Consider the following 12,493-nt stretch of genomic DNA (forward strand, 5'->3'; position numbering starts at 1 on the left):
TTTATCATGAAATACCTGTCATACGGTTAACTTTTTCATCTACTGGTACAACTGCGTCATGAAGGTGCTGTTCTAATTCATCTGTATAAGCTTTTGTTTGCTCAGGCGTCCACTTTAACTCTTGGGCCATATGAGCAATCACTTGTTTCTTCCAGCTTCTTACCCAGTTGATATCAAAGAATAAAGCGCCCGTACGTCGAATAAAGAAGTCCACTGGTTTTGAAACCATTTCTTCTTCTATGCCATATTGAATTTGCAGAAATACACTAGCTGGAAGGTCGCTGTTCTTTAGCTGATCGGGACGTTCAATCATGTAGCGGTATACTTTATCTACGTTTGAACCATAACGTTTTACAAGCTTTTCAGCAGCATCACGTGATAACCCTAATTTAATGCCTTCTTTGACTTTTTGCTCTACAAACGTTGGGAAGCCACCTGAACCTCCTACATTCCCTCCGGAAATCGGTAAATACTTAGTTTGACAGCTTTCAAATTCGCGTCCTTCCGCTTTAAAATCTTCAGCTACGCGATTTACAACAATTTCAGCCATTTTACGATATCCAGTTAATTTCCCGCCGGCGATTGTAATTAAACCTGATTCTGATGTCCAAATTTCATCTTTACGCGAAATTTCAGAAGGATCTTTTCCTTGTTCGTGAATAAGTGGACGAACACCCGCCCAGCTTGACTCTACATCGTCTACCGTAATATCAACCGTTGGGAACATGTAGTTAATCGAATCAATTACATATTGACGGTCTTTCACAGTCATACGCGGATGTCTAGCGTCTTCTTTATAGACCGTGTCTGTTGTGCCCACGTATGTTTTTCCATCACGCGGAATTGCAAACACCATACGTCCATCAGGTGTATCAAAATAAATAGCTTGTTTTAACGGGAAGCGCTCTTGATCAATAACTAAGTGAATTCCTTTTGTTAATTGAAGCTGCTTGCCTTTTTTTGAATTATCCTTTTCACGAAGCGTATCCACCCACGGACCTGCAGCATTTACGATTTTTTTTGCATAAATATTATATTCTTTATTCGCAAGCTGATCACGCACAACCACTCCTACTACTTTGCCTTTATCATAAATGAAGTTTTCCACTTTTGTGTAATTAACTAAATCTGCTCCTCTTGCGGCAGCTTCTTTAGCTACTTCAATCGTTAAACGTGCATCATCTGTTTTATATTCAACGTAATACCCGCCGCCTTTTAAGTTTTTAGATTTAACCAACGGCTCTCGGCTAAGCGTTTCTTCTGCACTAAACATTTTACGGCGCTCTGAGCGTTTTACACCAGCTAAGAAATCATATACGCGCAGTCCAATTGAAGTTGAGAATTTCCCGAATGTTCCACCCGTATGGAAAGGTAACAGCATCCATTCCGGAGTCGTGACATGTGGACCATTTTCGTATACAATAGCGCGTTCTTTACCAACTTCTGCTACCATTTTAACTTCAAACTGTTTTAAATAGCGTAAGCCACCGTGAACAAGCTTCGTTGAACGGCTAGATGTCCCTGCTGCAAAATCCTGCATTTCAACCAATGCTGTTTTCATACCTCGATGAGTAGCATCAAGTGCAATACCTGACCCAGTAATTCCTCCACCAATTACTAGTAAATCATATTGATTTTGTGTCATATCTACCAATTTATTTGAACGTGTTTGACTTGAAAACATACGCCATTCCCCTTTCATTTTTCAAAGATATCAAAATTTTCCAATATGCAAAAAAGAGAGACCACAAATCACATATATAGTATGTCTACATATGGATCTGTGGTCTCTCCGATTCTCCAACCAATTTATTAACTTGATTATATTATAGCATATATGAAGATTTAATTAAAGGGTTTTCATCAAATACTTATTTGAACGCCATTGTTGCGTGTACTGCTTTCTTCCAGCCGCTATATAGCTCTTCACGCTTTTCTTCTTCCATATTCGGTTCAAAAGATTTTTCCATATTCCACTGCTGCGCAATTTCATCGCAACCTTTCCAGTAGCCAACCGCAAGACCCGCTAAATATGCTGCCCCAAGCGCTGTTGTTTCATTCACGCGCGGACGCTCAACCGGAACGTCTAGGACGTCACTTTGGAACTGCATTAAGAAGTTATTTTTCACTGCCCCACCGTCTACACGAAGCGTTTTTAATGTAATACCGGAGTCCGCTTCCATTGCACTTAATACATCTCTTGTTTGATAGGCTAGTGATTCAAGCGTTGCACGGATAAAGTGTTCTTTTTTTGTACCGCGTGTCAATCCAAACATTGCTCCTCGCACATCGCTGTCCCAATACGGCGTTCCAAGTCCTACGAAAGCTGGAACAATATATACGCCGTCTGTAGAGTCTACACGACTTGCATAGTTTTCAGTTTCAGCCGCGTCCTTAAACATTCTTAAACCGTCGCGAAGCCATTGAATAGCAGATCCAGCTACAAAAATACTGCCTTCAAGCGCATATTCTACTTTTCCATCAATTCCCCATGCTAACGTTGTTAACAAACCGTGATCTGATTTAACCGCTTTTTCACCCGTATTCATTAGCATAAAGCAGCCTGTTCCGTAGGTGTTTTTCGCCATTCCTTTTTCATAGCACGCTTGTCCAAATAAAGCTGCTTGCTGATCCCCTGCTGCTCCAGCAATTGGAATATTTTTACCAAAGAAATGATAATCTACTGTATGAGCGTATACTTCAGATGAAGGTTTAACTTCTGGAAGTATCGATTTTGGCACTCCTAAAATATCTAATAACTCCTCATCCCATTTCAAATCATAGATGTTGAACATAAGAGTACGGGATGCATTTGAGTAATCGGTTACATGAGCCTTCCCGCCCGATAGCTTCCAAATTAACCATGTATCGATTGTTCCAAATAATAGTTCACCGTTTTCCGCTTTTTCTCGTGCACCTTCTACGTTGTCTAAAATCCACTTTACTTTTGTTCCAGAGAAATATGCATCAATTAATAATCCAGTTTTTTCGCGGAACGTATCGTTTAATCCTTTTTCTTTTAACTCTTCACAAATACCAGATGTTTGACGGGATTGCCATACTATAGCATTGTATACCGGATTTCCTGTTGCTTTTTCCCATACCACTGCTGTTTCACGCTGATTGGTAATCCCAATTCCTTCGATTTGATCTGCATGAATGCCTGACTCAGACAAACAAGATGCGATAACTGCAAGGATAGAACCCCAAATTTCGTTAGCATTGTGCTCTACCCAGCCTGGTTTTGGAAAATACTGTGTAAATTCTTTTTGTGCTACGTGTACCACTTCACCTTTTTTATTAAATAACATCGCTCGTGAGCTCGTTGTTCCTTGGTCTAAAGATAAAATAAATTTTTCCATATCAATATCCCCTATTCTCTATATAATGTTGTTTCTTTATTGTACATAGTTTGATGGTAAAGCGCATTCACTTTTTCGGCACTACAGCTGACTGCAAGTGCGCTGCTTTTTGCTTTGAAATAGTATACACAACAGCTAAAACAATCACCGCAATGCTTAAGACAATCCATAAGCTGCTAGACATTTTATTTAAGAATGCCGCTTGATAAAATACTGCGCCAATTGATCCGCCTAATAAAGGACCCACTACTGGTACCCAGGCGTATTTCCAGTTTGAACCGCCTTTGCCCGGTATCGGCAGGATAGCATGAGCAATACGAGGCCCTAAATCACGAGCAGGGTTAATGGCATAGCCTGTTGTCCCTCCTAATGATAAACCAATACTTACAATTAAAAATCCTACTACTAAAGGATTTAATCCATCTGTAAATTTATTTGCCCCGATTGCTAAGATTCCTACAACTAATACAAACGTTCCAATTGCCTCACTTAAAATGTTTGCAAATGGGTTAGCAATTGCTGGTCCCGTTGCAAATACGCCTAATTTTGTACCAGCATCTTTTGTTTCTTTCCAGTGTGGAAGGTAGTGTAAATAAACAACTGTTGCACCAAGAATGGCTCCAATAAACTGAGCTAAGATGTACATCGGTACTTGTGACCACGGAAAATCACCTGTAATAGCAAGCGCTACGGTTAACGCTGGGTTTAAGTGTGCCCCACTCATATTACCAACCGCATATGCTGCCATGGCTACTGCCATTCCCCATCCCATTGTGATAACGATCCATCCTGAATTAGCAGCAAACGATTTTTTTAAATTGACGCCCGCACATACACCAGCGCCAAGGATAATTAAAATCATTGTTCCAATTATTTCTCCTAAGAATGCTTGCATATAAACAACCTCCCCTTTGTATGAAAACGATTAACTTTACAAGAAAATAAGAAAATCCACCATACATCCCCCTAATAAAATCATTAAAAGGCTATATCGTGGATCTCCTATTCTCCCTCACATCTATTAACTTATCTAGAAGTTTACTAGATGGTGAAAGCGTTGTCAAACAGTTTTTTTAAGTTGAAATACTCCACAGTTCTCTATTTGATGTTGTAACAGCAGAAGCCCCGGCTTCTAAAGCATTACGAACTTCTTCTTCCGTTCGTATTAAACCTCCAGCTAAAACTGGAATACCCGTTTCAGCTTTGACTTCTTGGATTAAGGTGGGCACGATTCCAGGAAGAAGCTCAATATAATCGGGTTTTACTTTCTTCATTAATTCGTAGCTTTTTTTCAAAGCCGTACTGTCTAATAGAAATACCCGTTGAATGGCATAAATCCCTCTTTGTTTAGCCTTTAAAATGACGTTTGTTCTTGTCGAAATAATTCCCGCAGGCTTAAACTCTTGACACAAAAAATCAACCGCATACTCATCGTGCTTTAAGCCATGAATTAAGTCTAAATGAATGATTAGTTTCTTTTCATGCTTATGGACCTCTCTCATGATTCCTTTTAGCATGCCTACTTGATTGTCTAAAAGAACTCCGTACTCATAATTACTTACTAAAAATTTTTCTAATTGCTTCATATCTCGAACAGCGGGTAATACCGATTGTCCATGAAAACTCATGTTTTCCCCTCTTTTCCATGGTTAGTACACAACATTCATTGTAATAGTTTTTATTATGGCAAAAGTTGAAATAAAAAACACCATGCATCTGCATGATGTCTTTAGAAAATACGTTATTTTTTATATTTAATATTGTAAACGTCATGGCGTCGGTCTTTTAATTGACGAACCGTTCCTGATTGACGCTGGCGACGAAGAATTTCTAAATCTACATCTCCAATAACCACCATTTCAATATTAGGGTTACATTCTCCTACAATGCCGTCTCGTGCAAATTCAAAGTCAGACGGTGCAAAAATAGCAGACTGAGCGTACTGAATATCCATGTTTTCTGTTTCAGGCAGGTTTCCAACTGTACCTGCGATAACCGTATAAATTTGGTTTTCAATCGCACGCGCCTGAGAGCAGTATCTTACGCGCAGATAGCCTTGACGGTCTTCCGTACAGAATGGCGTAAAAATAATATTTGCACCTTTATCTGTAGCAATACGAGCAAGCTCCGGAAATTCAATGTCATAGCAAATTTGGATCGCAATTTTACCGCAATCTGTATCAAACACTTCGACTTTATCTCCTGGACTAATTCCCCACCATTTTCTTTCATTAGGTGTAATATGCACTTTATACTGTTTTTCAATTGTTCCATCTCGGCGGAATAGGTACGCAATATTAAAGATATCTCCATCATCTTCTTCGACGAAGTGGGATCCTCCAATAATATTTACGTTATATTTGACCGCTAAGTTAGTGAATAGCTCAATGTACTCCTCTGTATATTCTGCTACGCGCTGAACTGCTTTGCTTGGAATTTTTTCATTCAAGAAAGACATTAGCTGAGTTGTGAAAATTTCCGGAAATACGCAGAAGTCCGCTTTTGCGTCATAAGCAACATCTGTATAATATTCTACCTGTGTTGCAAACTCTTCAAATGAATTGATTTGTTTCATCATATACTGAACAACACAAATGCGCACTGGGAATGACGTTTTAAAATGACGTTTTGAACGGCGAACGTAATCTACGTTATTCCATTCCATCAACGTTGCGTACTTATTAGAAGCTAGATCATCAGGAAGATAACCAGGGTTTATACGCATTAGCGTAAATCCATTCATGAGCTGAAAAGATAGCACTGGATCATAAATTTTATGATGAATAACCTGCTCTACATACTCTCTAGGTGACATTTCACCTGAATACTTATGGTAATTGGGAATTCTTCCTCCGATGATGATACTTTTTAGGTTCAATTCACGTGCCAAATCTTTACGCGCTTCATATAAGCGGCGTCCTATTTTCATGCCGCGGTATTTTGGATGAACCATTACTTCAATTCCATACAGATTATAGCCTTCCGGGTTATGATTTGTAATGTACCCTTCGTCTGTAATATCGTCCCACGTATGCTGATCATCGTACTCATCAAAGTTCACAATCAAGCTTGAACAAGATCCGATAATTTCCCCGTCGTATTCTGCACATATTTGTCCTTCTGGAAAAATGGCCAGATGACTCTCAAGCTGTTCTTTTTTCCATGGATCCATTCCGGGGAAGGATAGCTTTTGAAGTGCTAAAATTTCATCTATATCGTCCGGTTTGATGTTACGAATAATCATTTTTTTCTCGAATTTCGATAAATCTATTGTAGACATACGCTAAAACAACCCTTTCTCTCTCTTCATTAGGCAATTAGTTTCCCTGTTTTTTATTATAATAAACATTATTAAAAATTCAAAAAATACCGTTCATATAGGCAGCTATATGAACGGTATTTTCTATTTGCAAATATCTAATTTTATAGATGTTTTTTTATTTGGATAATTTTCAATAAATCCTGGTCCTAAAGAGACTTTAATGCCGTCTATTTTATATACATTATAACGCTCACCGCGATTTAATGTACGAATCTTTACCCATTTTCCTTTTTCTTCTTTTAATAAAACCATCGGTGATTGAATCGTTACAAAACCAATTTGGCCTTTTGAGAGCTTTTTCGTTTTGCAAAGATTCTGGGCTACTGGAGCGCTGCTTACTTTGTATTTGTTTTTAACAGCGATTGAATCAAAACTTTGAGAATGAAATTGACCAATAACTACTTTTGTCCCGGTTTGAACGCGGTCAAACAGCCAGCGCACCTCTTCATCGTACATGCGAATGCAGCCTGAACTTGCGTAGGTCCCGATAGAACTTGGATTATTATTTCCATGAATAGCGTACGTCGTGCCATATGTTCCACGCGCATTTAATCCTAGCCAGCGATCTCCTAGTGGATTCCTAGGATCTCCTCCTCGAATATTGTCTTTATAATAAGGGCGGTTTTTAATTTTATTCACAATGCTAAAGGTACCTTCTGGTGTATAACTCATTTGCCTCCCTGTCGCAACTTTGAACGTCTTTACTAATTTTCCTCCATCATAAAAAGCAAGGGTATTAGTAGATTTATTAATGATAATAAGTTGATTTGACGCCGCAGAAGCATTTCCTGTCAGACCCATCCCTGCGAGAAAAAAAACAAGCCCAACTAAAAAAATAGCCATTTTTTTCATTCATTGACTCCCCCAATTTTTCTTATGTCTATATAAGGAAAGTATAAGATGAAACACAAAACAGAAGAACACTTTCTCCCTTATAAGTTAAAATATAACAAAATCTATCACATTTCCCCTTTTACTGACAAGAAACAATAAATTTACATAACAAAAAAACGGCCCTTTAAAGGGCCGTTTTATTTGCATTTAAAGCTTCACTTCAACCTTTGCATTTTTCTTAAGTTCTTCAACTTTTTTCTCTAATGCTTCTTGTTTCTTTTGTTGTTCAAGCTGCTGCTTAATTTGAGGCTTTACGTCTTCAAGCTTTGGCATTTGAGATTGCTCTTTACTGCCGCTTGCTTGACTTTGACTTTGTTTTGCAACTTGATCGTAATAATCTTGAATTTCTTTATCCGTTACTTCTGGTGTTTGGATATCTTTATCTACGTACTGCTGATATTTAATGCTGTCAGCCAGCTCAGACTTTAATTGCGATTGAGTTAATCCTGCATCTTTTAAAGCCGCTTTAAATTGTTTATCTGTCTTGAACTGCTTTTTTGTTTCTTTGAACTTTTTATCTACTTCTTCATCCGTTGCTTTATACCCTTTGTTTTCAGCTTCTTGCAATAGCAGCGTTTGACCTACTAAATTATCAATTGTTTGCTGCTTTACTTGTTTAGCTGCTTCTTTAGATGTTGGGTCCTGTCCCATTTGTTGGTACTGATTTTGTGATGTAGCGAGGGCTGCATTGTATTCTTCACCAGAAACTTTTTTACCGTTTACAACTGCTACAGTTTTCTTCTCATCTACTTTTTGTTTATCTAATTTTTTCTGCATTTCTTTTGCTTGCTTTTCCTGCTTCTCCTGAGCCTCTTTTTGCTTCTCAGTTTGTGCAGTTTTTTGATCATCACTTTTTGATTGCTTTGCATCATCGTTTGAACCGCATGCTGTTAAAGCTGCAGCAATTAATCCAATGAGCAATGTATACATCAGTTTTTTCATGATTAATCTCCTTTCATAATCCTAAACGATTATTAGCTATTCGAAAAAATCATCTAGGGGGCATTGTATATGATATAGACGTAAAAAGAAACCATTTAGGCTAATTTTAAACATATGTAATAAGATTGAAACTTTCTGTAATCTTATAAAAGGTAAATGCTTTTCTTTATACGGCCTGTCTAATCATAACATTATTTAGTATGATTTACATAATTTACAGTTCGTTATACATCTGTATTATTTCAATTTATTTGTCATATGAAAAGCGCTAATATTTGATTTTATATTTCTATAAGAACTTTATACGAGTTTAAGGTTATCACATGTTCTTTTTTTATCCAATTGAGAACCAAAATTCATTAAAAAAAGAAAAAAGCATGGGATAATCATGCTTTTTTCTTTTCAATTTATGTATGAATTATAAAACGATTCATACGAATACGTAATCAAATTGTTTTCTTTTGCGAAACATTCAATGGAAACAGGAAATAAGAATCCATATTTTTTTAAAATGACAATATTTTTTTCAAATTGCTCGCAGTCGCTTTCTTCAATCGGCCGATGTTGAATCGCTTCAATCACGGCAATTATTGTCTGAAGGCTACTAATGACTTGCAATGCTTCATCGAGTAAGCCATTATATAAATGGTCTGTACAATAATCTGGATTTAATAATTCATCGGGATTAAGCTTATCTACAGATACATACCGAGGTAACAAGTCATAGCGTAGCTGTTCAGTCAACTCTTCTATGTAATTCTCCATTTCTGGCGGAGCTGCTTGGGCAATTTTCATGGTTACCCCCCCTTTTTTCTCTTAACTTATGTCTCTTTATTTAGCATAACATAAACATAAAACGAGAACTTCAGGTAGTTATTTCCTCCTAATTATTTACAAGTTCTTTTTGAAGATTAAATGATATTTACTAGTATGTAAGGAAGGGATTAAATATGAATATACACGGCCAATGGCTAGAAGACAAAATCTCAAAGAATGACGCAGGTCAAACGATTGAAGATTATTTAAAAACGAAATGGCGTATTCCTAAAAAAATGTTGCATCAGTTTCGGATGAGTAAAAATGTGCATATAAACGGTGAACCTTTACCATGGAAAAACACGCTTAAGGAAGATGATACAGTGTCACTCCCTTTTTTTGAAACAGAGCCTAACGAAATAACACCTCACAATGTTGAGATTGAGATTTTGTTTGAAGATGAGCACGTACTAATCGTAAACAAACCAATAAAGATAGATACTCATCCTTCATCAGAACACGACCAAAAAACTCTTTTAAATGCTGTAGCTGCTTATTTTCAAAAAACGGGCCTCAAAACAAAGCCCAGACACGTTCATCGTTTGGACCGTGATACATCAGGTGCTATCTTATTCACAAAGCATTTTGTAGCAAGCTCTGTATTTGATCAGCTGCTCGCTGAACGTAAAATTAATCGGACTTATATTGCTCTCGTCCAAGGAATCATAAAAAAAGAGGAAGGAATCATCAATGAACCTATTGGACGTGATCGTCATCACGCTACAAGAAGAAGAGTATCTAGAACGGGACAAGCTGCCAAAACATCTTATCGGGTGTTAAAACGCAATACGGTAAAAAACGAGACCCTTATTGAACTTTCGCTAGAGACCGGACGCACTCACCAAATTCGCGTTCATATGAGTCATATCGGCCATCCGTTGCTTGGTGATACGCTTTATGGAGGAAATAGACTAAAAGAGCAGCAGCAAGCTTTACATGCCATTAAGCTTTCTTTTATACATCCATTTACACATCAGCTCGTGTCAGCTGTTGCACCTCCAAATCAGCAGGTTTTTTTACCGTATAGCAACTTGTTTTCCTATTAAATAGAAAAGAGCGCCAATATGATATTGGCGCTCTTTTCTATTTAATTTTAAATTGACGAATCAAGTTCGCCAATTCTTCACTAATCTCTTGCAGATGTTCAGCCGATTGAGAAACAGTAGAAATAGCTCTAATTTGTTCTTCAGTAGAAGCCGTAATTTCTTCAGTTCCCGCTGCTGATTGCTGTGCAATAGCTGCTATACTTTGAATGGCCGCTACCACGTCTTCCTTATGCTCATCAATACTGTCCATGCTGCTTGTCACATGTTCAACAGCCGCTGCTACTTGTTCAATCGTGGTTGCAATTTCATGAAAAGCTTGTTCTGTATCTCCTACAACAAAATCTTGAGATTTTGAAAGCTCTTCTGTACGGTTGCATTCTTCACGCGCAGCTGCAACTTCCCCTTGGATTGCTGCAATCGTATGACGAACTTGTTCAGTGGCCTGTGAGGACTGTTCAGCCAGTTTTCGTACCTCTTCAGCTACTACCGCAAATCCTTTACCATGCTCTCCTGCACGAGCTGCTTCAATACTAGCATTTAATGCAAGTAAATTTGTCTGATCTGAAATACCGTTAATCGTGAAAATAATAGATTCAATTTCTTTCATCTTACTTGTTAACTCTTCCATTACAGTTTGAACAGCATGAATCATTTGAGACGATTCAGTGGTTTGGTTACGAAGCAGCTGCATTTGTTTTAAGCCTTTTTCATTGATGCTTACAGCTTCAAACGTCATCTTATTAATCTGTACGTTTTGTTCTATGACTTCTTCAATTTGCGAAGATAAACTCATCGTTTTATGATTAGTAGAGTCAGCGTCAGAAGCTTGTTGCGTGGCGCCGCTGGCAATCTCGTGGATAGCCCGGCCGATTTCCTCACTCGATGCAGTTGCTTCTTCAGATACGGCGCTCAAGTCTTCAACAGACGTTTTTACTGTCTCAACAGACGTCTGAACTGTCCCAATCAATGTTTTCATTTTAGCTACCATATCATTAAATAAATGAGTAAGCTCACCAATTTCATCTTTTGACTTCGTTTTCACCTGAACCGTCAAATCGCCAGCTGTTACTTTGGCTACTTCGTTTTTCAAGCGGCGAACCGGATCAGTAATAATTCTTGAGAAAAGGATGGTTAGTATCACTGATAATAAGATACCAATTAACGCAATCCACACAATAACAGTCAGTAAATGATGAGCACTTGAGAGCATTTCATTATAAATAAAGGCATTTCCAATCTTCCAATTCGTCCCTTCGAGAGTGTCATATGCCATTACCCTCTCTTCACCTTGAAAGGTATACTTCATGAAATCTCTAGTTCCATCTGCTTCGTACATTTTTTTCATAAACGGCTGATTCATTAAATTTTTTCCAGCTTCTGTTGGATGAACGAGCGCTGTGCCATTTTGATCAAATAAAAATGCATAACCACCGTGATTTACTTCTGCTTTCCCTACAATTGCTTTTAATGCATCTAAATCTAAATCAGTAGCTATAACACCCAACACATTTTTAGTATCTGGGTCTAAGATAGCCTTCGCGATTGTCACGACGGTCTTTTTTGTTGCTGCATCTTCATATGGATCCGTATAAATAACTTCATCAGGTGATTCCACTGCTTGTTTGTACCATACCCTTGAAGTCGGATCATAGTTTGAACCAAACTCTTGCTTAGGAACAGAATACATCCCTTTATTTTTTGTCCCTATGTATTCAAGTGCCAGGTTTGGATACTTTTCTTTAAACTGCGTAAACTCTTTTTCAACTGTGTGCCATGTAAAATATGGATTTTTCTCTTGATCTGTTTGATCTCCTTCCTGCTTAACAAAATTAACGATTACATCATTTTCACTGTACGTTAGTAACGAACGACTATACATGTCTAAGTACGTATGAATCGTTTCTTTTAACTCTTTTACTTGACTTTGAGACTGAACTTCTACATCTTTTTCTATTTGTGTTTTTGTAAATTGATAAACAGTTCCTGAAACAACTAATAATAAAACAGCTATAAAAATACTAAAAAATACTACAAGCTTTGCACTTAACCTTTTCATTCCCTCACCCTTCCACAAAAATCTTTATATTACTAATAACGGCTTTTTATTTTTA

At 37.6% G+C, this 12,493-nt stretch carries 10 protein-coding genes; 1 reads left to right on the forward strand and 9 read right to left on the reverse strand.

All coding sequences use genetic code 11. The features are described 5' to 3' along the window. Positions 1-4: 4 nt before the first annotated feature. The 8 genes from ACLHDF_RS19380 to ACLHDF_RS19415 form a co-directional block, all read right to left on the reverse strand. Positions 5-1,684, reverse strand: coding sequence for a glycerol-3-phosphate dehydrogenase/oxidase (locus tag ACLHDF_RS19380; protein ID WP_413920317.1), 1,680 nt, complete (start codon positions 1,682-1,684; stop codon positions 5-7). A 187-nt stretch (positions 1,685-1,871) separates the two neighbouring features. Continuing rightward, positions 1,872-3,362: a glycerol kinase GlpK gene (gene glpK, locus ACLHDF_RS19385; RefSeq protein WP_413920318.1), complete on the reverse strand. Its 1,491-nt coding sequence runs from the start codon at positions 3,360-3,362 to the stop codon at positions 1,872-1,874. A gap of 67 nt (positions 3,363-3,429) precedes the next feature. Then, positions 3,430-4,257, reverse strand: coding sequence for an MIP/aquaporin family protein (locus tag ACLHDF_RS19390; protein ID WP_413920319.1), 828 nt, complete (start codon positions 4,255-4,257; stop codon positions 3,430-3,432). 178 nt (positions 4,258-4,435) lie between these two features. Continuing rightward, on the reverse strand, positions 4,436-4,990 hold the full coding sequence (locus ACLHDF_RS19395; RefSeq protein ID WP_413920320.1) for a glycerol-3-phosphate responsive antiterminator: 555 nt from the start codon (positions 4,988-4,990) through the stop codon (positions 4,436-4,438). 113 nt (positions 4,991-5,103) lie between these two features. Beyond that, positions 5,104-6,642: a GNAT family N-acetyltransferase gene (locus ACLHDF_RS19400; protein WP_413920321.1), complete on the reverse strand. Its 1,539-nt coding sequence runs from the start codon at positions 6,640-6,642 to the stop codon at positions 5,104-5,106. A gap of 123 nt (positions 6,643-6,765) precedes the next feature. After that, a complete protein-coding gene (locus ACLHDF_RS19405; protein ID WP_413920322.1) occupies positions 6,766-7,536 on the reverse strand; it encodes a L,D-transpeptidase in 771 nt (256 codons plus the stop codon). A gap of 189 nt (positions 7,537-7,725) precedes the next feature. Next, entirely contained in the window at positions 7,726-8,520 is a 795-nt protein-coding gene (locus ACLHDF_RS19410; protein ID WP_413920323.1) for a SurA N-terminal domain-containing protein, read from the reverse strand. A gap of 402 nt (positions 8,521-8,922) precedes the next feature. Beyond that, on the reverse strand, positions 8,923-9,315 hold the full coding sequence (locus ACLHDF_RS19415) for a DUF5365 family protein (protein ID WP_413920324.1): 393 nt from the start codon (positions 9,313-9,315) through the stop codon (positions 8,923-8,925). A 155-nt stretch (positions 9,316-9,470) separates the two neighbouring features. On the opposite strand from ACLHDF_RS19415, the gene ACLHDF_RS19420 reads away from it, so the two are divergent. Continuing rightward, positions 9,471-10,382, forward strand: coding sequence for an RluA family pseudouridine synthase (locus ACLHDF_RS19420; RefSeq protein ID WP_413920325.1), 912 nt, complete (start codon positions 9,471-9,473; stop codon positions 10,380-10,382). A gap of 37 nt (positions 10,383-10,419) precedes the next feature. Here the strand turns inward: ACLHDF_RS19420 and ACLHDF_RS19425 are convergent, their stop codons facing one another. Next, positions 10,420-12,438 (reverse strand): methyl-accepting chemotaxis protein, encoded by a 2,019-nt coding sequence (locus tag ACLHDF_RS19425; RefSeq protein WP_413920326.1) that lies wholly within the window; start codon positions 12,436-12,438, stop codon positions 10,420-10,422. Positions 12,439-12,493 lie beyond the last annotated feature (55 nt).

Origin of the sequence: Priestia megaterium, from assembly GCF_046599315.1 — a bacterium.
Taxonomy (GTDB): domain Bacteria; phylum Bacillota; class Bacilli; order Bacillales; family Bacillaceae_H; genus Priestia; species Priestia megaterium_F.

What these genes read in the sequence shown, in the direction of transcription:
- ACLHDF_RS19400 (WP_413920321.1), bottom strand. Translation starts at nt 6,642, where the DNA reads ATGTCTACAATAGATTTATCGAAATTCGAGAAAAAAATGATTATTCGT.
- ACLHDF_RS19410 (WP_413920323.1), bottom strand. Translation starts at nt 8,520, where the DNA reads ATGAAAAAACTGATGTATACATTGCTCATTGGATTAATTGCTGCAGCT.
- ACLHDF_RS19395 (WP_413920320.1), bottom strand. Translation starts at nt 4,990, where the DNA reads ATGAGTTTTCATGGACAATCGGTATTACCCGCTGTTCGAGATATGAAG.
- ACLHDF_RS19425 (WP_413920326.1), bottom strand. Translation starts at nt 12,438, where the DNA reads ATGAAAAGGTTAAGTGCAAAGCTTGTAGTATTTTTTAGTATTTTTATA.
- ACLHDF_RS19415 (WP_413920324.1), bottom strand. Translation starts at nt 9,315, where the DNA reads ATGAAAATTGCCCAAGCAGCTCCGCCAGAAATGGAGAATTACATAGAA.
- ACLHDF_RS19380 (WP_413920317.1), bottom strand. Translation starts at nt 1,684, where the DNA reads ATGTTTTCAAGTCAAACACGTTCAAATAAATTGGTAGATATGACACAA.
- ACLHDF_RS19390 (WP_413920319.1), bottom strand. Translation starts at nt 4,257, where the DNA reads ATGCAAGCATTCTTAGGAGAAATAATTGGAACAATGATTTTAATTATC.
- ACLHDF_RS19420 (WP_413920325.1), top strand. Translation starts at nt 9,471, where the DNA reads ATGAATATACACGGCCAATGGCTAGAAGACAAAATCTCAAAGAATGAC.
- ACLHDF_RS19405 (WP_413920322.1), bottom strand. Translation starts at nt 7,536, where the DNA reads ATGAAAAAAATGGCTATTTTTTTAGTTGGGCTTGTTTTTTTTCTCGCA.
- glpK (WP_413920318.1), bottom strand. Translation starts at nt 3,362, where the DNA reads ATGGAAAAATTTATTTTATCTTTAGACCAAGGAACAACGAGCTCACGA.